At 70.2% G+C, this 20,940-nt stretch carries 20 protein-coding genes and 1 other RNA gene; 6 read left to right on the top strand and 15 right to left on the bottom strand.

The annotated features are described in order from the left end of the window. Positions 1-29: 29 nt before the first annotated feature. The 7 genes from ACXJ1Y_RS00400 to ACXJ1Y_RS00370 form a co-directional block, all read right to left on the bottom strand. Positions 30-665, bottom strand: coding sequence for a DUF2147 domain-containing protein (locus tag ACXJ1Y_RS00400; RefSeq protein WP_463848234.1), 636 nt, complete (start codon positions 663-665; stop codon positions 30-32). A gap of 251 nt (positions 666-916) precedes the next feature. Beyond that, positions 917-1,126, bottom strand: a complete 210-nt coding sequence (locus ACXJ1Y_RS00395; RefSeq protein WP_463848233.1) for a hypothetical protein — start codon at positions 1,124-1,126, stop codon at positions 917-919. 163 nt (positions 1,127-1,289) lie between these two features. Next, the gene (locus ACXJ1Y_RS00390) at positions 1,290-1,571 is read right to left on the bottom strand and encodes a hypothetical protein (protein ID WP_463848232.1); all 282 of its coding nucleotides are present in this window, start codon (positions 1,569-1,571) and stop codon (positions 1,290-1,292) included. A 103-nt stretch (positions 1,572-1,674) separates the two neighbouring features. Beyond that, positions 1,675-2,493: a TIGR00282 family metallophosphoesterase gene (locus ACXJ1Y_RS00385; RefSeq protein ID WP_463848231.1), complete on the bottom strand. Its 819-nt coding sequence runs from the start codon at positions 2,491-2,493 to the stop codon at positions 1,675-1,677. Next, positions 2,490-3,092, bottom strand: coding sequence for a 5-formyltetrahydrofolate cyclo-ligase (locus ACXJ1Y_RS00380; protein WP_463848230.1), 603 nt, complete (start codon positions 3,090-3,092; stop codon positions 2,490-2,492). The genes ACXJ1Y_RS00385 and ACXJ1Y_RS00380 overlap by 4 nt, the downstream gene beginning before the upstream one ends. After that, positions 3,082-3,238, bottom strand: a non-coding RNA gene (ssrS, locus tag ACXJ1Y_RS00375) — 6S RNA. The genes ACXJ1Y_RS00380 and ssrS overlap by 11 nt, the downstream gene beginning before the upstream one ends. 61 nt (positions 3,239-3,299) lie before the next feature. After that, positions 3,300-4,418 (bottom strand): aminotransferase class V-fold PLP-dependent enzyme, encoded by a 1,119-nt coding sequence (locus tag ACXJ1Y_RS00370; RefSeq protein ID WP_463848229.1) that lies wholly within the window; start codon positions 4,416-4,418, stop codon positions 3,300-3,302. Between the two features lie 148 nt (positions 4,419-4,566). Between ACXJ1Y_RS00370 and ACXJ1Y_RS00365 the strand changes: the two genes are divergently transcribed. Both ACXJ1Y_RS00365 and ACXJ1Y_RS00360 read left to right on the top strand, forming a co-directional pair. Then, positions 4,567-5,748: a molybdopterin molybdotransferase MoeA gene (locus ACXJ1Y_RS00365; RefSeq protein ID WP_463848228.1), complete on the top strand. Its 1,182-nt coding sequence runs from the start codon at positions 4,567-4,569 to the stop codon at positions 5,746-5,748. A gap of 69 nt (positions 5,749-5,817) precedes the next feature. Beyond that, a complete protein-coding gene (locus tag ACXJ1Y_RS00360) occupies positions 5,818-6,690 on the top strand; it encodes a 4-(cytidine 5'-diphospho)-2-C-methyl-D-erythritol kinase (protein WP_463848227.1) in 873 nt (290 codons plus the stop codon). Here ACXJ1Y_RS00360 and ACXJ1Y_RS00355 read toward each other — a convergent pair. Then, a complete protein-coding gene (locus ACXJ1Y_RS00355; protein WP_463848226.1) occupies positions 6,687-7,343 on the bottom strand; it encodes a transglutaminase-like cysteine peptidase in 657 nt (218 codons plus the stop codon). The two genes, ACXJ1Y_RS00360 and ACXJ1Y_RS00355, sit on opposite strands and share 4 nt — an antisense overlap. A 370-nt stretch (positions 7,344-7,713) precedes the next feature. On the opposite strand from ACXJ1Y_RS00355, the gene ACXJ1Y_RS00350 reads away from it, so the two are divergent. Next, the gene (locus tag ACXJ1Y_RS00350) at positions 7,714-8,868 is read left to right on the top strand and encodes a dimethylmenaquinone methyltransferase (RefSeq protein ID WP_463848225.1); all 1,155 of its coding nucleotides are present in this window, start codon (positions 7,714-7,716) and stop codon (positions 8,866-8,868) included. Between the two features lie 10 nt (positions 8,869-8,878). Here ACXJ1Y_RS00350 and lptB read toward each other — a convergent pair whose 3' ends face one another. The 7 genes from lptB to nadA form a co-directional block, all read right to left on the bottom strand. Next, the gene (gene lptB / locus ACXJ1Y_RS00345) at positions 8,879-9,733 is read right to left on the bottom strand and encodes an LPS export ABC transporter ATP-binding protein (protein ID WP_463848224.1); all 855 of its coding nucleotides are present in this window, start codon (positions 9,731-9,733) and stop codon (positions 8,879-8,881) included. An 8-nt stretch (positions 9,734-9,741) separates the two neighbouring features. Beyond that, a complete protein-coding gene (locus ACXJ1Y_RS00340) occupies positions 9,742-10,377 on the bottom strand; it encodes an LptA/OstA family protein (RefSeq protein ID WP_463848223.1) in 636 nt (211 codons plus the stop codon). Next, positions 10,374-11,105: an LPS export ABC transporter periplasmic protein LptC gene (lptC, locus tag ACXJ1Y_RS00335; protein ID WP_463848222.1), complete on the bottom strand. Its 732-nt coding sequence runs from the start codon at positions 11,103-11,105 to the stop codon at positions 10,374-10,376. Before lptC ends, ACXJ1Y_RS00340 begins: the two co-directional genes overlap by 4 nt. A 183-nt stretch (positions 11,106-11,288) precedes the next feature. Beyond that, a complete protein-coding gene (gene htpG, locus ACXJ1Y_RS00330) occupies positions 11,289-13,127 on the bottom strand; it encodes a molecular chaperone HtpG (protein ID WP_463848221.1) in 1,839 nt (612 codons plus the stop codon). Positions 13,128-13,195: 68 nt separating this feature from the next. Then, entirely contained in the window at positions 13,196-14,050 is an 855-nt protein-coding gene (gene nadC / locus ACXJ1Y_RS00325) for a carboxylating nicotinate-nucleotide diphosphorylase (protein ID WP_463848220.1), read from the bottom strand. A gap of 7 nt (positions 14,051-14,057) precedes the next feature. Further along, positions 14,058-15,554 carry an L-aspartate oxidase gene (locus ACXJ1Y_RS00320; RefSeq protein ID WP_463848219.1) on the bottom strand — a complete coding sequence of 499 codons (1,497 nt, stop codon included), beginning with the start codon at positions 15,552-15,554 and terminating at the stop codon, positions 14,058-14,060. Continuing rightward, positions 15,551-16,564 (bottom strand): quinolinate synthase NadA, encoded by a 1,014-nt coding sequence (gene nadA, locus ACXJ1Y_RS00315; RefSeq protein WP_463848218.1) that lies wholly within the window; start codon positions 16,562-16,564, stop codon positions 15,551-15,553. The genes ACXJ1Y_RS00320 and nadA overlap by 4 nt, the downstream gene beginning before the upstream one ends. 432 nt (positions 16,565-16,996) lie before the next feature. Here nadA and paoA point away from each other — a divergent pair, with 432 nt between their 5' ends. The 3 genes from paoA to ACXJ1Y_RS00300 are packed head-to-tail and all read left to right on the top strand — an operon-like array spanning position 16,997 to position 20,913. Further along, complete coding sequence (paoA, locus tag ACXJ1Y_RS00310) at positions 16,997-17,662, top strand: aldehyde dehydrogenase iron-sulfur subunit PaoA (RefSeq protein ID WP_463848217.1); 666 nt, start codon at positions 16,997-16,999, stop codon at positions 17,660-17,662. A 10-nt stretch (positions 17,663-17,672) separates the two neighbouring features. Continuing rightward, positions 17,673-18,647, top strand: a complete 975-nt coding sequence (locus tag ACXJ1Y_RS00305; RefSeq protein ID WP_463848216.1) for an FAD binding domain-containing protein — start codon at positions 17,673-17,675, stop codon at positions 18,645-18,647. A 22-nt stretch (positions 18,648-18,669) separates the two neighbouring features. Next, positions 18,670-20,913 (top strand): molybdopterin cofactor-binding domain-containing protein, encoded by a 2,244-nt coding sequence (locus ACXJ1Y_RS00300; protein WP_463848215.1) that lies wholly within the window; start codon positions 18,670-18,672, stop codon positions 20,911-20,913. Positions 20,914-20,940 lie beyond the last annotated feature (27 nt).

Here is a 20,940-nt window from a genome sequence, read left to right as displayed (position 1 = left end):
GGCAGGCCTTTTTCGTGGAGCGAGGCCGCTCAGTCGTCGGCGGGAGCCGCGGCCGCCGGGGCCGGGGCCGGAGCAGCCTTGCCAGCCGGGGCCTTGGTGCCGGCCTTGGCGGCGGCGCCCGCCGCCTTCGGCATGTACTCGGGATCCGTGCGGGGGCCGTTCGCCCCGTTGGTCGGGCCCGGGAGTTGGCCGGCGATCAGGTCGGTGACCTTCGTCCAGGTCTGCGACTTGCACAGGAAGGCGATCAGGCAGCCCTTCACGGTCAACTCGCCGGGCGCATCCGTCCAGATCGTGACCTTGTAGAACTTGCCGTCCTCGGAATTGTAGATCTGCCCCTCGTAACGGGCATCGTCATTGGGCTTCAGGCCCATGATGAGCTGGTGGCCGAGGGACGGACGGGCCTGCTTCTTCGGGTCCGGGTTCTTGAAGTCGGTCCGGGGCTCGCCCTTGTCGTTGAGCGGGACTTTCAGCCACACGACGTAGCCGCACAGCTTGTCGTTGACGGCGCCGCACTTCTCCAGGCGGACGCGGGCGCGGCCATCCTCGGTGAGGTAGGTGCCGGTCGGATCGGTGGGTGTCGCGGCGGCGTGGGCCGATCCGGAGAGGGCGGCGAGCGCGAGCAGCGCGACCGGCGCGGCGCGGCGACCGAGCGTACGAAACATCATCCCTGAACTCTCCTCCATCGCGAGCCGCGGGGCGTGACGAGGCCGTGCCGGTATTCCGGCCGGTCGTCGCCACCGCCGACGGGCGGCGCCGATGCTGCTGGCAGCCGTCTCACGCCCGAAGTTGGCCGGATGATGACAGAGAGCCTTATCCCGGGCCCATCCTGCGCGTCGCGCATCGGTGCCCCGCTCAAAAGCGAAGGGGCCGGTGCATCGGCACCGGCCCCTTCGGGCAAACTCGCGAGGCGCGCCGCTTATTCCGCGGCGGTCATCTCGGCGGTGAAGTGGCCGCACCAGTCGCTGGTCGCCACCACGGGCCAGAGACCCTTGGTGTCGGGACCCGGCTGGCTCACCGGCGGGTTGAAGCGGCACAGGCCCTCGTCGGACTTGGCAACGGCGCCGTTGCCCTTGTGCTCGTCGTAGAAGCGGCAGCTGTCGCAGGACGCGTTCGCGGTACCGGCCATGCTCAATCTCCCAAAACATCCTCGACGGAGCCGAACCCGGCGCCGTCCGTAGTTCTTAATTAGAACAGCTCTAATGACAGGTCAATGACAGGGCCGCGCGCAAAAAAGGCCCGCGGCGGGGCGCCACGGACCTTCGGCCGTTCCGAGCGTGAAAAAGTGTCCGTTAGGCCGCCGTGAGGGCGGCCTCGACCGGGCGGTCACGGAACAGGGCGGTGCAGCCGGAGCCGCGATGCATACTGAGGATCGAGGCGCGGTCGATCTCGGCATTGCGCGCCAGCACGCTGCGGACGCAGCCCACGACTTTCTCGTATTGCGCGGGGTCGTAATTGGGTTCGAGGGGGCTCACGGCGATGTAGGTCTCGACCATGAGCACACGCTCCGTGCGCTCCCGGCCCACCTCGACGGCGATCCACGACGACTTGATGAGGCTCGTGCTGTTGAGCATGAGATGTCCCTCTGGCTGCGCATCGGCCCGCATCTGGCATGTGCGGTTCAGCACTTTCCGGCATAGTACGCCCTTGAGCCGATCTGCCAAGGGCGAAGCGCCGCTACTCCCAGAAGTGGGGCAGGCTCTCTTCGAGATTCGGGCCGATCCGCACGGCGGCGACCTTCGTCGCGAGCCCGTTCGCCCCGGTCTCGATGGCGATTCCGCTCAGCGTGCCGGAGCCCGTCGCCACCTCCCAGCGGGAGCCCGGCGTCTTCTGGATCAGCCGGCGAATCGGCTCGTGCTTCTGCATGCCGATGACGGAATCGTAATCGCCGCACATGCCCGCATCCGACATGTAGGCGGTGCCGCCGGGAAGGATGCGGTGGTCGGCGGTCGGGGTGTGGGTGTGCGTGCCGACGACGAGGCTCACCCGCCCGTCGAGGTAATGGCCGATCGCCTGCTTCTCGCTCGTCGCCTCGGCATGGACATCGACCACGATGGCATCCGCCGCCGCGCCGAGGGGACAGGCCGAGATCTCGCGCTCCACCGCCGCGAAGGGATCGTCCATCGGGTCGAGGAAGACGCGGCCCATCACGTTGACCACGAGCACCCGCGCGCCGTTGCCGGCCTCGACGATGGTGGCGCCACGGCCGGGGGTGCCGGGCGGGTAATTGGCCGGGCGGATCAGGCGCTCCTGCCGGCCGATGAAGACCAGGGCCTCGCGCTGATCGAAACTGTGGTTGCCGAGAGTCACCGCGTCAGCGCCCGCGCCGATCAACTCGTCGCAGATTGCCTCGGAGATGCCGAAACCGCCGGCCGCGTTCTCGCCGTTGATGACGACGCAATCGAGCCGCCAGCGCTCGCGCAGGTCCGGAAGCCGGTCGAGTACGACGGTGCGGCCCGGCCGCCCCACCACATCCCCAAGGAACAGGAGCCTCATCCGCGCGCGCCTTCGAAATGGAACGTCCGGGCCTCGGTGACGATGGCCGAGAGCGACTTGTCGTGGGGCTCCACCGGCACCTCCGGCACTTCCTGAGCGGCGTAGCAGATGCCGATGGTGAGCAGGGCACGGCCTTCGGACAGCCGGGCGATGGCGCCGTCGTAATAGCCGCGCCCGTAGCCGAGGCGGCGCCCTTCCGCGTCGAAGGCAGCAAGCGGCACCAGCAGCGCATCGGGCGCGACGGCGGGAAGGGAGGGATCGGGCTCGCTCAATCCGAACTGGCCGCGCACCAGGGTGGCGCCGGGCATCCATTCGCGGAAGACGAGGCCGTCGGGGGTCACATGCGGCAGGGCGATGCGCGTGCCGCGCTCGGCCAGGGCCTTCATCACCGGGCGGGGATCGACCTCGCTGCGGATCGGCCAGTAGCCGGCCACCAGCTTGGCCGCGCGGAGCGGTTCCAGGCCGAGGAGCGCGTCCGCGATCATCGCGGAGGCCTCGCGCCGTGCGTCGGGGTCGAGGGCGTCGCGGGCGGCGAGCGCCGTGCGGCGCAGGGCAGCCTTCCGGCCTGCCAGGGAGTGAGGATCAGGGTGCGGAGCCACGTGAGCCGTTGGAGGATCGATCCCGGGAAACCTACAGCGTAGGTGGGCGCCGTGTTGGCCAAGTCCAGGGACGAGGCCAGTGACAGCTCCCGAGGGAGTCGATAAGGCCCCGGGGATAGTGCTCCTGACGAACTCTGCAGCCCCGCTCCCACTATGTAGCCTCGCACCCATCCCGGCACCAGTGCCGCGTGCGAGAAAAGGCGGTGTTCAGAGAAGCGCCGCGAGGGCGGCGAGGCAGGCGTCGATGTCGGCCTCGCTCGCCCAGACATGCGGGCTCAGGCGCAGGCCGCCCCCGCGCTCGCTGGCGAAGACGCGGCGCTCCGCGAGGCGGGCGATCAGGTTCTCCGGCAACCCGTTCGGCCGACGCAGGCCGAGGATATGCGGCAGGCGCCACTCCTGAGGCGGCGCGATGAGGCCGAGTTCGCCGCATCCCTCCGCGAGGCGCCGGGTCAGGCCGCCGAGGTAGCGCGAGATCGGGTCCGTGCCCCATTCCGCGATCAGCTCCAGACCTTCGGCCGCCATTGGCAGGGCGACGGGATCGTGCAGCTCGCCCCGGTCGTAGCGCCGCGCGCCCTGGGCCGGAGGGCGATTGCCGCTGTTCTCCTCCACAGGCAAGCCATTCTGGCGATGCGGGGCCGCGTAGAGGAACGCGAGCCCGTAGGGGCCGAGCACCCACTTGTAGGTCGGGAAGGCGAGGAAGTCGGGCTGCCAGCGGGCGACGTCGATGGGCATGGCCCCCGCCGCCTGCGTCGCGTCGATGACGAGCACCGCCCCCGACGCGCGCACGATGGGCGCGATCCGGTCGAGGTCGATGAGCGTGCCGTCCGTCCAATGGGCGGGGGTCAAGGTCGCGATGGAGAGGGGCGCTGCACCCGGCCGTGCGATGGCGGCGAGGAGGGCCGAGGTCCAATCGCCGTCCTCGGGCCGCTCCACGATCTCGACGGTGAGGCCGTGGCGGTCCGCCAGCCAATCGAAGGGCAGGCAGAGGGACGGAAACTCGTCCGCCACACGCAGCACGCGCCCGCCCGCTGCAGGCTTCAGGTTATAGGCGACGGTCGCCATGGCGTGGCTCACCGATCCGACGATGGCGATGTCGTCGGCAGAGGCGCCGATGAGGCCCGCCGCCAGCGCCCGCGCTCGCTCGGTGTGGCGGGGGAAATCCGCGCGGGAATGGTCCCAGGGCCGGCTCTTGGCGAGGATTCCCGCCTCGCCTGCCGCCCGCACCGCGCGGGGCAAGGGCGACCACGCGGCGGCATCGAGATAGCTCACGCCCTCGGGCAGCTCGAAACAAGGCCGCTGGCAGGCGAGGACGAAGGGCGATTCCATGGGTTGAGCCTAAGGGATCGCCGGGATGGGGCGAAACCCGTCCCGGGCTTGATCCCCGGTTGCGCATGCCGCAATCGGTGGCGACGCCTTCCGCCCTTCGTGTCAGTCTCGTGCCATGACCTCTCGGAGTTGCGACGCCCCCGCGCCCATGCGGGTTTCGGACGCCCTCGCGCTCATCCGCGAGCGGCTGGCCATCGTCGCCGAGGCCGAGACCGTGTCCGCGCGGGAAGCCCTGGGCCGCATCCTCGCGGCGGACGTCGCCGCACCCCTCTCCCTGCCGCCCTTCGATAATTCGGCCGTCGACGGCTACGCCTTCCGGTTCGCCGATCTCGGGAAGAGCCCCCTGCCGGTCGCCGCCCGCGTACCGGCGGGCAAGGCTGTGGCGGAGATCCCGCCCGGCAGCGCGGCGCGGATCTTCACCGGGGCTCCCCTGCCCCGTGGCGCCGACACCGTCGCGATGCAGGAGGATACGTCCCTCGACGGCGACGCGGTGCGGCTTCCGGCCACCATCGGGCGAGGCGCCAATTGCCGCCGCGCCGGGGAGGATGTCGCGCGCGGCAGCCTCGCCCTGCCGGCAGGCCGGCGGCTCGGGCCGCGCGACCTCGCCCTCGCCTCGGCCCTCGGCGTGGGGGACCTGCCGGTGCGGCGCCGGCTGCGGGTCGGCGTGTTCTCGACGGGCGACGAAGTGACCGCGACGGGCGACGGCCTCGCCCCGGCCGGGATTCACGATGCCAACGGGCCGATGCTTTCCGCCCTGCTCGCGCGATGGGGCGCCCTGCCCCAGGCGCTCGGCATCCTGCGGGACGACGCGTCGTCGCTACGCACGCGGTTGGCGGAGGCGGCGACGCGCTACGACCTGATCGTGACCTCCGGCGGCGTGTCCGTCGGCGAAGAGGATCACGTCCGCGCGGCGGTGGACGAAGCCGGCGGCATCGCCCTGTGGCGGCTCGCCATCAAGCCCGGCCGGCCCCTGGCCTTCGGCGAGGTGGGCGGCACGCCCTTCCTCGGCCTGCCCGGCAATCCCGGCGCGGCCTATGTGACCGCCGTGGCGGTCCTGCTGCCCGTGCTGCGGTTCCTGAGCGGCGGCACCGAGGAGCCCGCCCTCCCCCTCGTCCGCAGCGGCTTCGCCCTGACGAAGCGGCTCGGACGGCGGGAATATCTCCGGGTCTGCCTGTACCAGGGCGCGGACGGATTGTCGGAGACGAGGCCCGCCCCCGGCGGCGCCCTCACGGGGCTCGCGGCGAGCGATGGGCTGGCGGAACTCGGCGAGGAGATCGAAGTGATCCGCCCCGGCGACCTCCTGCCCTTCCGGGCGCACCCCCTCGGCTGAGGCAACCTTGCCGCCGGTCCATCCGGCCTGTACCCCGACCCCGCCCGATCACTCGCCGGCGGACTTCCCGTGACCCTCCTGACCGACCGCGCACCCGCCAAGGTGAACCTCACGCTGCACGTCCTCGGACGGCGCCCGGCGGACGGCTACCATGTGCTCGAAAGCCTCGTGGCCTTCGCCGGCACGGCCGACCGGCTGACCCTGACGCCGGGCGACGACCTCTCCCTGACGGTGAGCGGACCCACAGCCGGCCCGGCGGGGCCGGATGCGGACAACCTCGTGATCCGCGCGGCGCGCGGCCTCGCCGCCAAGGTGCCGAACCTGAGGGTCGGGGCGTTCCGTCTCGTGAAGCGGCTGCCGGTGGCGGCGGGGATCGGCGGCGGGTCCTCCGATGCGGCGGCGGCCCTGCGGCTCCTCGCCCGCCTCAACGGGCTCACCCTCGATCATCCCGCCGTCGTGGAGGCGGCGCGGCAGACGGGGGCGGACGTGCCGGTGTGCCTCGATCCGCTGGCGCGCATGATGCGCGGCGCGGGGGAGGATGTGGGCCTCGCCCTCGGCATCGAGCCTCTGCCGGCGGTGCTGATCAATCCCGGCGTGCCGGTGCCGACCGCGCCGGTCTTCAAGGCGCTCGGCCTCTCGGTCGGCCAGACCCTTTCGGGCGGCGAGCACCCGTTCATCCCGGCGGATGCGGATGCCGAGACGGTGCTCGCGACCATCGGCCCGGCGCGGAACGACCTCGAAGGCCCGGCCCTCACGGTGGCGCCGGTCATCGGCGAATGCCTCGCCGCCCTGCGCGGCCAGGGCAGCCTCCTCGCGCGCATGTCGGGCTCCGGCGCGACGGTATTCGGCCTGTTCGAAAACCGTCAGGCGGCGGTCAGGGCGGCCAAGCGCCTGCGCGCCGCCCATCCGGGCTGGTGGATCGCCCCGACCTTCCTGCGTTAGCGGTTGGCGGTGGTGACGGGCGAGGTCGCGCCGCCCAGCGACACCCACGCCACGGTATCCTGGCTCTCGCGCTTGATGAACACGTAGCCGGTGCGGTGCCACGGCAGGATCGTGTTGGTCTTGTTGTCGAGCACGAGGTCGCCGCGATCCGTGACGAGCGTCAGGACCGCATGGCCCTCGCCCTTCTCGTCGATGACGACGGTCATGCGCATGGCCCGGCGCGGCAGGCCCGCCTCGGCGAGCAGATGGCGCTTCAGCAGCTGGAAATCCTCGCAATCGCCGATGCCGTCCTCGGCGAGGTCCCAGCGGTCGGCGACGTGGAGGTGATCCATGTCGGTCATCGGCTCGACCGACTTGTTGATGCGACGGTTGACGGCGACGATGGTGTTCCAGACGGCGGGAGTGAGGGTGATGCGCGCCGGCTCGGTGCGGTCGATGGCGCATTCGGAGGCGTAATCCTGGCAGAAGGTGCTCCAGGCGGCGATCGGCTTGGCATCGCCCCGCACACGAGCGCCGATATCGGCATTCGGCAGGCTCGCCAGCGTCTGCGCGGCAGCCGCGCCGGTCAGGGCGGCGGTGGCGACGGCGAAGATGGCCAGGCCGCGCCGAAGCGCCGAGGCCCCATCCCGCATCTTGTTAGCCGCGAACCGCATCGCCGTGACCCAACCGTTTAGCTCTCGTTAACGAAAGCTCTCACGACGGAGCCCTCGCCGCAATCGGCCGCTTAACAAAAGGTTAATGCTGTGAGCAGCGGGTAGGGACTGCACCGATCTCGGCCTTCCGACCCCGTTCCTTAACTTTGGTTAACGGCCGGCACCGGAAGTAACGGCTTATTCGCCAATGGCTTGACCTATTTCTTAACTTCGCCGCGCCGTTTCGCGCCACGTCCGGGGGCTTGCTTAACGACCCGTTGCGTGGGTCGACGTCGCGCAACTTGCCGAAGGCGGCATCCACCGCTCTCTCGCCTGCGGCGTTCTGGCAGCGTAAGAAGCGCGAACCCCCGCCAGCCGGAGCCGAGAGCGCGTGCGCCTGACCCAGATCACCCACCATGACCTCGACGGCTACGGCGCCTCGACGGTCGCCGCCGCCTGCGCCGAGGTGGATCGCGTCATCCACGTCCCGCGCTACAGCGATGTCGGCCCGGTCTTCGAGGAGGAGGTGAAGCGGCTCGCCAAGGCTCAGGCCTCCGAAACGCTGCTAATGACCGATCTCGGCCTCGAGGAGCAGACTATCGCCGGGCTGAAGCGCTTCGCCGCCATGAACCGGAAGCGGGAGAGCGAGAAGCACAGGCTCGTGGTCCTCGACCACCATGCCTCCTCCTCCGAGCAGCTGGCGCGTCAGGGCCTGGAGCCCGCCCCCGTGGCGGAGCGGCCCGGCCTGTCCCGCTCGGATTTCGGCGATCCGGCGATCACCCTGCTGATCGAGGAGGATTCCTGCGCGACGGCGATGGCGATGACGCACCGCGCCCTCTTCGCCACGCACGAGCCCGAACGGCAAGAGGATCTGGCCGCGCTGATCGCCGCCATCGACGCCCTCGACCTGTGGCGCAAGGAGAACCCAGCCTTCCCCGGCGGGATCGCGCTCGATGAGATCTTCTGGGAGAACGCGACCGGGCTGATCCCGCCCGGCCATCCCTGGCATGACCGGTTCGTCTCGGCGCTGCTCCTCGCAGCCGGCGCGCGCCTGCGCGCGGGAGCCACCCCGGCGCAGCTGGAACAGGACGCCGTGGCGATCCGCACGCGGATCGTGAACGACCTGCTGGCCGACGCGCCCGACGACGACGCCAACCTCACCACCCGCTCCCGCCTCGCCCGGGCCCTGGCGCGTTCGGACACCCTGTTCCGCCCGCTCAAGGACGGCACGCTCCTGTCCTTCGGGCTCGATTCCGGCATGTTCCAGCGGGTCTCCGACCGGATCATGGAGGCCGGGCGGACCAAGCGCGTGGTGAACGTGCAGCGGATGGGCACGCTGTCCTTCCGCTCCGTCGACGGCACCGCCCTCGACGGCGCGCGCCTGTTCCGGGGCGGCGGACACCGGGACGCGGCCGGCGGCCGGCTGCAGAGCGGCTCGGCTTTCTCCCTGGCCGATGCGATCGCGCAGGTGGAGCCGGTGCTGAACCCCGAGAAGCCGGCGGGCTCGGACAGCCCCTTCGCGGCGCTCAAGAACTGGAAGGGCTGAGGCCCGGCCGCTAGAGCCGGAAATCCTCGCCGAGATAGAGGCGCCGCGCCTCGGGGTTCGCCACGATCTCCTCGGGCGTGCCCTCGGTGAGGATCCGGCCCGAATGGGCGATGTAAGCGCGGTCGATCAGGCCAAGAGTCTCGCGCACGTTGTGGTCGGTGATGAGAACGCCGATCCCACGTTGCTTAAGGTGCTTCACCAGATCCTGGATGTCGCCCACCGCGATGGGGTCGATGCCGGCGAAGGGCTCATCGAGGAGCATGAAGGTCGGCGAGGAGGCTAGCGCCCGCGCGATCTCGCAGCGCCGCCGCTCGCCGCCCGATAGGGCGATGGAGGGCGACTTCCGCAGACGCGCGATATCGAATTCCTCCAGCAGGGATTCGAGCTTGCGCGCCCGTTCCTTGCGGTCGGGCTCGGCCACTTCGAGCACCGCGCGGATGTTGTCCTCGACGGAGAGACCGCGAAAGATCGAGGCTTCCTGCGGCAGGTAGCCGATGCCGAGCCGCGCCCGCTGGTACATGGGCAGGTGGGTGATCGGCAGGCCGTCGAGGGTGATCTCGCCCCGGTCGGCGGCGACGAGGCCGGTGATCATGTAGAAGATCGTGGTCTTGCCGGCGCCGTTCGGCCCGAGCAGCCCCACCGCCTCGCCGGTATGGACCGTCAGCCCCGCCTCGTGAACGACGGTGCGCGCGCCGTAGCTCTTGCGCAGGCCGCGCACGCAGAGGATGCCCGGTCCGCCCTCGGCCTGCGCCGCGACGGCATCGGCCGGCATCTCCCCGCCCTGCGGCGCAGCCGCCTTCCGGCCGAACAGGCGCGACAGAAGCGAGGGGCGGGCCGCTGCCGCCGGCCCGGCCTGTAAAGCCACGGCGTCGCTCAATTGGCTTGCGCCCGCGGCTTCGCCGGGGGCACGGTGCAGCCCTTCGCCTTCGTGTCCTTGCCGTCGGACTTCTCGCCCGGCACGAACATCGCCGAGACGCGGCCGCCGGCCACGGGGTCCATGTTCGCCCGGCCGTTCGCCATGTCGTAGACGAGCCGCTGGCCGCGCGTGACGTTCTGGCACTGGCTCAGCACGACGTTGCCGGTGAGCACGATGCGCTTCGCATCCTGATCGAACACGGCGTTGTCACCGGTCGCGACCTGATCCTTCTGCGTCACCGTCACCGGGCCGGCACACTCGACCTTCTTGATGCCGTTCTCGGCCGGGTTCTTCGGCGCCGACTCGTCGCCGCCCTCGGCCTTGTCCTTCCCGCGCTTGTAATAGACCGTCATGGTCGCGCAGCGGATCGTGCTCTCGCCCTGCACGGCAACAACGTTGCCGGCGAAGATCGCCTTGTTTTCCTTGTCGAACACGTCGAGCCGGTCGGCGTCGATCTTGATCGGCTCCTTGCCGCCGCCGCCGATGTTGCCGAACGCAGAGGAGGAATCCTTGGTCGGCTTCTCGGCATGGGCCGGGGCGGCGAAGGCGAGGCCGAGGGCCAGCGCGGCGGTCAGAATCTTCAGAGCACTCATGGCCGGCGCTCCGCAGGATCGGCATCGGAGGTGAGGATCGGGCCCTTCAGGGCGCCGCCCTTCGGAGCGTCCGCGCTCTCCGGGTTGATCGACACATGTACGTTGCCGATGAACGAGATGACCTTGCCGTTCTCGACCACGTCGAGCCCGTCCGCATCCACGACGCCCTTGCCCGTGGTGACGGTGACGTGATCCTTCGAGACGATGGAGCCGGTCTTGAAGGCGATGGCCGCCGTCTTCAGGCGCGCTTCCTCGCCCTTGTCGGTCCAGACGCGGATGTCGTCCTTGAGGTCCAACGCCTCGCGGGCGCTGTCGAACAGGCCGGATGTCGCCGAGAGCCGGGCGAGCCCGCCCTGATCGTCGGTGGCGATGTGGCCGCGCATCTGCTGAAGCTCGATCTGGCTCGGCTTGCGCACGTCCTGCAGCGCCGCCTCGGCCGTCACCTCGTAGGCGCGGTTGCCCTTGCGGAAGCCGGAGAGGCGGGGATTCTCCATCTTCACCTTCGAGCCCGCGAGCGTCACCGGCCCGACGGAGACACCCGAGATGCCCGCCGCGAAGGGATTGAACAGGTAGGCGAGCAGCACCGCCGTGGCGCCGCCGGCGACCACGGGGATCAGCCGCCGCAACCGCCGGACGCGGCCGCTGTGGCGGTACGCATGGGCATGGACACGGTTGCGCGCTGCCGCGACCGCCTGTCCATTGCCGGCTTCAGCCTCGACGAGATTCATGTCGCGTCCGATGGGCGGGACTTTTGATCCTCGCCGTGGAGTTGAGAGTGCGCCTGCGGCCCCCACCGCGCCCGCGCATCCGGTCGGAATGATCCCGACCGGTGGCGAAGTTATGGCCCCCACGTTTCGGAATGATCAATCACGACGGGGCGCGGAAGGTGCGCCCCGTCACGCTTTATCCCCTCAGGCGCCTACCGAGCGGGCCGATGCGAGGGCCGCGGCGACCTTTCGGGTGAAGGCGGCGGGGTCGCGGGGGCTGTCGCCGTCCTGAATTCGCGCGAGATCGAGGAGCATCCCGGCCGCCTCGGGCAGGTTTGATTCGGGGGAGGCCGCCAGCGCGCGGATCAGCGCGTGGCGCGGATTGATCTCCAGCGCCGGCTTACCGGCACCGGCCCGTCCGGCCCGGCGCAACAGCCGCTGCATCTGAAGGTCGGGCCCCGCCCCGCCGGCCGAGAGCACCACGGCGCTGTCCACCAGACGGTCGGTGACGCGGACATCCGCCACCTCCTCGCCGAGCGCGGTCTTCACCGCCGCCACGAAGGCGTCGATCCCCTCGGCCGGCTCGGCATCGCCGCCCTCGGGGGCGAACTTCGACAGGTCGAGGTTGCCCTTCGTCACCGAGGTCAGCGACTTGCCCTCGAAGGTGCCGAGCTGGTCCGGCCAGAACGCGTCCACATGGTCGGAGAGCAGGAGCACTTCGAGGCCACGGGCCCGGAAGCCTTCGAGCTGCGCCGAGGACTTCAGCGCCTCCTGATCGTCGGCCACGAGGTAGTAGATCGCCTCCTGCCCGTCCTTCATCCGGGACACATAGTCGGCGAGCGAGGTCCAGCCCTCCACCGCCGAGGAGCGGAATCGGAGGAGCGGGGCGATGTCGGCGCGGCGCTCGAAATCCTCGTAGATGCCCTCCTTGAGGACCGGGCCGAAATTCTCCCAGAAGCTCTCGTAATCCTCGCCCTTCTTGGCGCGGTTCGTGAGTTCGGTGATCACCCGGCCGGTGACGGCCTTGCGGATGCGGGCGAGCGCCGGGGTGGTCTGCAGCATCTCGCGGGAGACGTTGAGGGGCAGGTCCTCGGTGTCCACCACGCCCTGCACGAAGCGCAGCCAGGATGGCAGCAACTCGGCCTCGTCGGTGATGAACATGCGCCGGACGTGCAGGCGCACCTTGCTCTGGCGGTCGTTCTCGATCGGCTGGAACGGCTTCGAGCCGGGCACGAACAGCAGCGCCGCGAATTCGAGCTGCCCTTCGGCCCGCCAATGCAGCGTCGCCCAGGGCTTGTCGAAGTTCATGCCGACCGAGTGATAGAACTCGGTGTACTGCTCCTCGGTGATCTCGGATTTCGGCTTGCGCCACAGGGCCGTGCCCTGGTTCGCCGCCTCATCCTTGCCGTCGCGCACGATGGCGACGGGGACGGTGATGAAGTCCGCCCATTTCCGCACGAGGTGATCGAGCCGGTAGGGTTCGAGATACTCGTCCGCGTCCTCCTTCAGATGGAGAACGATGTCGGTGCCGGGCTCGGCGCGGGTGCCGGGTTCGAGGGTGTAGCTGCCCTGGCCCTCGGAGGCCCAGGTCCAGGCCTCGTCGGCGCCGACCTTGCGCGACGTGACGGTGACGCGGTCGGCCACCATGAAGGCGGAGTAGAAGCCCACGCCGAACTGGCCGATCAGGCTCGGCCGGTCCTCGGCCTTGGCGGCCTCCAGCGATTGCGAGAAGGCGCGCGTGCCCGAGCGGGCGATGGTGCCGAGGCTCGACGCGAGGTCGTCCTTGGCCATGCCGATGCCCGCATCAGAAATGGTGAGGGTGCGGGCATCCTTGTCGGGGGCGATGCGGACCTTCGCGTCCGGCGGAAGGGCGCTCGACGCGCTGGTCAGAGCGTCGAAGCGGCGCCGGTCCATGGCGTCGGCGGCGTTGGCCACCAACTCGCGCAGGAAGATTTCGCGGTCGGAATAGAGCGCGTGCACCACGAGGTCGAGGAGGCGCCCCACCTCCGCACCGAATTCGTGCCGCTCGATCGTCTCGCTCACGGAATGAACCTCCGGGTCAGGTTGGGAAATCGCGCCGGGCATATGCGCGCGAGCGCGGCCGTTTTCAATCAGGCTGCGTCGAGCCCCAGGTCGATGATCGCCGCCGAGTGGGTGATCCAGCCGCAGGAGATCAGGTCCACGCCCGATCCCGCCACCGCGCCGACCGTCTCGACGGTGATCCGGCCCGAGGCCTCGGATAAAGCCCGGCCGTCGATCATCGCCACGGCGCGGGCGAGCGTCGCCGGGTCCATGTTGTCGAGAAGCACGGCATCGACGCCGACCGACAGGGCTTCCTGCAACTGATCGAGATTGTCGACCTCGCACTCGATCTTCACGAGGTGCCCGGCCCGCGCCTTGGCCCGCTCGATGGCCTCGCGGACGCCGCCCGCCACGGCGATGTGGTTGTCCTTGATGAGCACCGCGTCATCCAGGCCGAAGCGGTGGTTCGAGCCGCCGCCGGCCCGCACCGCGTGCTTTTCCAGTGAGCGCAGGCCCGGCGTGGTCTTACGGGTGCAGACGATGGATGCCTTGCCGTGCGGCCGTGCAGCCTCCACGAGGCCGTTCGTGGCCGTGGCGACGCCCGACATCCGGCAGAGCAGGTTCAACGCCACCCGCTCGGCGGTGAGGATCGCCCGCGCCGGACCGTCGAGGTGGAGTACCACGTCGCCGGGGGCGACCTTCGCGCCGTCGCCGCGCGCGATGGTGACGCTCACCTCGGGGTCGACCAGGGCGAAGGCGATGGCAGCCGCATCGGTGCCGGAGATCACGCCCGGCTGGCGGGCGGCGATGACGCCCTTCATCCGCGCGCCCGGCGGCACGATGGAATCGGTGGTGATGTCGCCCGCCCGGCCGAGATCCTCGACCAGGGCCGCGCGGACGATCGGCTCCACGAGGAGCCTCGGCAGGGGAAGGATGTCGGTCACGGCTGTCTCACTCCGCGAGAGCGGGCGCGGCGACGCCGGCCGGCGTCGTCTCGGTGTGGCGGGCGGGCGCCTGATGGGGATGGTCGCTGCGCCAGTGGGCGCCACGGCTCTCCCGTCGCGACAGCGCGCTCGACGCGATCAGCGAGGCGACCAGGGCCGCGTCGCAGGTCTCGGCGAGCGGCGACAGCTCCGCCACGGCGGCGGACAGGCCCGTCTCCTCACGCACCACGCCGACCTTCGTCTCCATCACCGCGCGGATCGCCGCGACGTCGGAGCCGGCGCGTCGCGGGGCGGTGTCGGGCAGGATCCGGCGGGGCGGCGGCGCATCGAGCCCGTCCGCGATGAACCCGGCATAGGCCAGTCCTTCGAGGAGCGAATTGCTGGCGAGCCGGTTCGCCCCATGCAGACCGGTCGATGAGACCTCGCCGCAGGCATAGAGGCCGGGCACGCTCGACGCGCCATGCGCATCCACCTTCACACCGCCCATGTGGTAGTGGGCCGCCGGCCGCACCGGGATCGCCTGCGTCGCCGGGTCGATGCCCGCCGAGGCGCAGAGCGCCGCGACGGTGGGGAAGCGCGTCGGCATCGCAGCGCCCAGCGCCCCGCGCGTGTCGAGATAGACCGTCCGCCCCCGCTGCAGGGCCTGGAAGATGCCGCGGGCGACGACATCCCGCGGGGCGAGATCGCCCCCGGCGATGCCGGCCATCACGGCGGCGCCGGTCTCGTCGATGAGCCGGGCGCCCTCCCCGCGCAGGGCCTCGGTGGCGAGCGGCATGGGATCGCGCCCCGCCGCGATGGCCGTGGGGTGGAACTGCACGAACTCCATGTCGCGGAGCGTGGCCCCGGCCCGCGCCGCCAGCGCGACGCCGCGCCCGATGGCGCCGGGCGGATTCGTGGTGGAGGCGTAGAGCCCGCCGAGCCCGCCCGTGGCCAGCACCACGGCGCGGGCGGGGATACGGAAGCGCGCCCCGTCGCTCTCCGCGACGACGCCCGCCACCGCGCCCGCCTCATCGCGGAGCAGATCGGTGACGGCGGCGCTCACGACCTCGATCCACGGCGCGTTCAGCACCGCCGCAACGAGGGTTTCGAGCACCCGCGCACCGGTCGAATCGCCGCCGGCCCGCACGATGCGGCGGCGGCTGTGGGCGGCTTCCAGGCCGAGGGCCAGCGCGCCGTCCGCGCTCCGGTCGAACGGGGCGCCGAGGCTCACCAGCCAGTCGATGAGGCGCGGACCCTCGGCGGCGATGCGGAGCGCCACGTCCGGCTCCGTGAGGCCCGCGCCGGCCGCTTCCGTATCGGCGGCGTGCAGCGCCGGCGCATCGTCGGCGCCCATGGCGGAGGCGATGCCGCCCTGCGCCCAGCCGGTGGCGGTGCCGAGGCCGAGCGGCGAGGCGGTCACGAGCGTGACTGGGCGGGGGGCGAGGCGCAGGGCGGTGCTGAGGCCGGCGACGCCGCCGCCGACCACCACCACCCGGTCCGCCGGGTTGCGGGAGAATGCGTTCATCGCGTCCTCACTGCCAGCATCCGTTCCACGGCGGCCCGCGCCCGGTCGGCGAGGGCCGGATCGACCGTGACCTCGTGGGTCAGGGTCTCGAGCGAGCGGCGGATGTTGCGCAGGCTCATCCGCTTCATGTGCGGGCACATGTTGCAGGGCTTGATGAACTCGATGTCCGGGTTCGCTGCTGCGATATTGTCGGCCATCGAGCATTCGGTCACGAGCACCACCTGCGCGGGCCGCTTCTGCACCACGAAGTCCATCATCATCGCGGTCGAGCCGGAGAAGTCCGATTCGGCCACCACGTCCGGCGGGCATTCCGGGTGGGCGATGACCGTGATGCCGGGGTAGCTCTCGCGCACGTCGCGGATGTCGGCGGGGGTGAAGCGCTCATGCACCTCGCAATGCCCGGCCCAGGTCAGGATCTCGATCTCCGGCACCTCGGCCTGGACGTTCTGCGCGAGGAACTCGTCGGGGATCATCAGCACGCGGGGCGCGTTCAGCGAGCGCACCACCTGCACGGCGTTGCCGCTAGTGCAGCAGAGATCCGATTCCGCCTTCACCGCCGCCGACGTGTTCACGTAGGTGACGACCGGCACGCCCGGATACTTCCGGCGCAGGGCCCGCACATCCTCGGCCGTGATGGAATCGGCGAGCGAGCAGCCCGCGCCCATGTCGGGGATCAGCACCGTCTTCGACGGGTTCAGGAGCTTGGCGGTCTCGGCCATGAAGTGGACGCCCGCCAGCACGATGATGTCCGCATCGACCGTCACCGCCTCGCGCGCCAGGGCAAGGCTGTCGCCGACGATGTCCGCCACCGTGTGGAAGATCTCCGGCGCCTGATAGTTGTGCGCCAGGATCACCGCGTTCTTCTCGCGCTTGAGGCGCAGGATCGCCTCAATGTCCGGCGCCAGCGCCGGCCATTCGATGGCCGGGACGTGACGGGAGACCCGGGCGTACAGGTCCGGCAGAGGAAGGGCCCCCGGCATCCGGGAGGCGGGCGCGATGGTCGCCGTCATGGCGTCCTCCAATTATGCTCACTTTGAGCATTGTGCCGTCTAACTTATGGGTGCCGGATGCCTCTGTCTAGATATGCTAGCTTTGAGCATAAATCTTTTGCGGCGCGTTTGTCAGGGTGCGTCGCAGCATCCCGACAAGCGCGTCCGCGACCTTCGACCGGCTGCCGTAAGAATCCGGCGGGGGCAATGATCGTTCTCAGGATGCTGGGGCAATAGGTTTCCGCAACACTTTCGGCAGCCGATCGAAGCTCAGCAGAAGGTGGCGGATCGGTCATCGCCTGTGGCGACGCCGCCGCCGCCAGGGCAGGCCCGAACCCCGTGCGGATCGGGCGCAGTTTGGAGTGGATCCAGCCTGCGCGATGACACGTTGCCCTGACGCTTTCTGGATCACGCCGCGCGGTCGCGCCGGCCGTCTCTCAGCGGAATCGCAGCATGACAGACCACTCACCGGGCAAGGCGGGTGCGCCCACGCGCCGTGCGGTCGTGGAGGGATGCGCCGTCGTCGGCGCCCTCGGCCTCGGCGGCTTCGGCCTTCCCACGTCCTCCGCGCGGGCCGAAACCCCCGCCCCCGGAGACCCGGCGCCGCAGACCATGCCGGTGCGCCTCACCATCAACGGCAAGGCGCATGACCTGAACCTCGACACCCGCACCTCCCTGCTCGACACCCTGCGTGAGCATCTCGCGCTCACGGGCTCGAAGAAGGGCTGCGATCACGGCCAGTGCGGCGCCTGCACGGTGCTGGTGAATGGGCGGCGGATCAATTCCTGCCTGACCCTCGCCGTCATGCACGAGGGCGACGACATCACCACCATCGAAGGGCTGGCCGAGGGCGAGACGCTGCATCCGATGCAGGCCGCCTTCATCCAGCACGACGGCTTCCAGTGCGGCTACTGCACGCCGGGCCAGATCTGCTCGGCGGTGGGCATGCTGAATGAGGTCAAGGACGGCTTCCCGAGCCACGTCACCGACGACCTGACGGCCAAGGCCTCCCTGAACGACGCCGAGATCCGCGAGCGGATGGCGGGCAACATCTGCCGCTGCTCGGCCTACCCGAACATCGTCGCGGCGATCCGCGACACCGCCGGCACGAAACTGTGAGGGTCGGACAATGAAGGCCTTCACCTACGAGCGTCCCGCGACCGTGCAGGAGGCGGCGAAGATCGTCGCCGAGCGGCCGAACGCCAAGTTCATCGCCGGCGGCACCAACCTTCTCGACCTGATGAAGCTTCAGGTCGAGACGCCCGCCACCCTGGTCGACGTCAACCGCCTGCCCCTTGCGCAGGTCGAGGATACGAAGGACGGCGGATTGCGGATCGGCGCCCTGGTGCGCAATTCCGACCTCGCCGCCCATCCCCGCGTGCGGAAGGATTACGCGGTGCTTTCGCGGGCCCTGCTCGCCGGAGCCTCGGGCCAGCTGCGCAACAAGGCGACCACCGCCGGCAACCTGCTCCAGCGCACCCGCTGCTACTATTTCTACGACACGTCCATGCCCTGCAATAAGCGCGAGCCGGGCTCGGGCTGCGCGGCCATCGGCGGCTTCAACCGCATCATGGCGGTGGTCGGGGCAAGCGATCAGTGCATCGCCACCAACCCGTCCGACATGAACGTCGCGATGGCCGCCCTCGACGCCACCGTCGAGACGGTGAACCCGGAGGGCCAGATCCGCAGCATCGCCATGGCCGACTTCCACCGGCTGCCGGGCGACACGCCGCAGATCGAGACCGATCTGAAGAAGGGCGAGATCATCACGGCGGTGACGCTGCCGAAGCCGGTCGAGGGCATGCACATCTACCGGAAGGTCCGGGACCGGGCCTCCTACGCCTTCGCCACCATCTCCATCGCGGCGGTGATCGCGGCGGAGGGCAATGGCCGCGTCGGCTCGGCGCGTCTCGCCTTCGGCGGTCTCGCGCACAAGCCGTGGCGCGTGGCGGCGGCCGAGGAGGCGCTGGTCCGCACCGGCTCCGCCGACGAAGCCGCAGACCGGGTGCTCAAGGGCGCCCGCGGCTACGGCGCGAACGACTTCAAGATCCCCCTCACCCGCAGGACCTTGCGCGCCGTCGTCGCGCAAGCGACCCGCGCCTGACGCCGAACGCAGGACATCCGCCATGGAGATGAACCAGCCGATCGGCCGCACGCCGCTCGATGACCGCGCCGACGGCCTCGTCGGCAAGCCCCTCGACCGCGTCGACGGGCCCCTCAAGGTGACGGGCCGCGCGCCCTACGCCTACGAGAGCCACGCGCTCAAAAACCCGGCCTACGGCTACATCGTCACGGCGACCATCGCCGCCGGGACGATCAAGGCCCTCGACGCCGAAGCCGCCCGCAAGGCGCCGGGCACGATCCTCGTGATGACCCACGAGAACGTGCCGGAGCAGGGCGAGAAGAAGGAGCAGGTCTGGCCGCAGCTGCAGGGCCGCGAGGTCACGTTCTACGGCCAGCCGGTCGCCTTCGTCGTCGCGGAAACGTTCGAACAGGCCCGCGCCGCCGCCATGCTGGTGAAGGTGAGCTACGACACCGCCAAGCCGAAGGGCCTGCTGAAGCCGAACCTCGGCGCGGCCTACGAGCCGAAGCCGATGGTGACGTCGCCCGGCGTCAAGCCGGATTCGTCGCTGGGCGATTTCGACGGCGCCTTCGCCGAGGCGCCGATCCAGATCGACGTCGAATACACGACGCCGACGCAGATCCACGCCCAGATGGAGCCGCACGCCACCATCGCGGAATGGCAGACGGGGCCGGACGGCGATTCCGTGGTGCTGTACTCGGCGAACCAGATGCCGAACCGAGGCCAGCCTCCGCTGGGCTCGGTGCTGAAGCTCCCGCCCGAGAAGGTGAGGATCGTCACGCCCTATATCGGTGGCGGCTTCGGCTCGAAGCTCCAGGCGCTCCCCGAGGCGACCCTCGCCGCCCTGGCCTCCAAGGTCATCAAGCGGCCGGTGAAGGTCGCGATGACCCGGCAGCAGGAATTCCACGTCGGGACGCACCGCACCGACACGATCCAGCGCGTCCGCCTCGGCGCCGACAACGATGGCCGCCTCACGGCCATCGGCCACGAATCGTGGTCGGACACCGCCATCGGCGATGCGTTCTACGAAACTTCGGCCAACGTAACGCGCTCGCTCTATGCGGCGCCGAACCGGATCACCGCGCACCGGCTGGTGAACCTCAACCTGCCCATCGCCTCCTCGATGCGCGCGCCCGGCGAGGCCGTGGGACAGCTCGCCTTCGAATGCGCCATGGACGAGCTGGCCGAGCGGCTGAACATCGACCCGATCGAACTGCGCGTCCGCAACGAGCCGGAGGAGGACCCGGAGAAGAAGATCCCCTACTCCACCCGCCGCCTGATCGACTGCATGAAGGAGGGCGCGGCGCGGTTCGGCTGGGACAAGCGCGGCAAGCCGGGCACCAACCGCGACGGGCAATGGCTCGTCGGAATCGGCATGTCGGCGGCGGCGCGGCAGAACCCGCTGAAGCCGTCCTCGGCCTCGGTGCGCCTCGGACCGGACGGGGTGCTCACCGTCCGCATGGCGATGACCGACCTCGGCACCGGCACCTACACGATCCTCACCCAGATCGGCGGGGAGATGATGGGGCTGCCCGCCGACAAGGTGCGCGTCGAACTCGGCGATACGAACTTCCCGAAGGCGGCCGGCTCCGGCGGCTCGTTCGGCGCGGCCTCGGCGGGCTCGGCCCTCTACGTCGCCTGCGACAACCTTCGGAAGGCGCTGGTCGAGAAGGCCGGGCTCGGCTCCGGCGATGCGACCTTCGCCAACGGGGCCGTGAACGTCGGCGGACGCTCGGTGCCGCTCAAGGACCTCGCTGGGTCCGAGGGCCTGGAGGCCAAGGGCGAGATCAAGCCCGGCGAGATGGAGAAGAAGTTCTCGCAATACTCCTACGGGGCGCATTTCGCCGAAGTGGGCGTGGACGTCGATACCGGCGAGATCCGCTTGCGGCGGATGCTCGGCTGCTTCACCGGCGGGCGCATCCTCAACGAGAAGACCGCCCGGTCGCAGGCCATCGGCGGCATGATCTTCGGCGTCGGCGCGGCGCTGATGGAGGATGCCGTGATCGACCCGCGATACAGCTACTACGTGAACCACGACCTCGCGGAGTACCACGTCTCCACCCATGCCGACGTGCCGGACGTGGACGCGTTCTTCCTCCCCGAACTCGACGACAAGGCGAACCCACTGAAGAGCAAGGGTTTGGGCGAACTGGGCATCTGCGGTGCGGGCGCCTCGGTCGCGAACGCGATCTACAACGCCACGGGCATCCGCATCCGCGATTACCCGATGACCCTCGACAAGGTGCTCAAGGGGTTGGAAGAACGGGAGACCCAGCGGCGGACGTAAGATCCGCCGCCACCCGAGAGAGACGCC

The sequence above is a fragment of the Methylobacterium sp. TK26 genome, from assembly GCF_055361565.1.
Note: the sequence above shows the minus strand (reverse complement) of the source record. Positions and strands in the feature narration are given on the sequence as shown.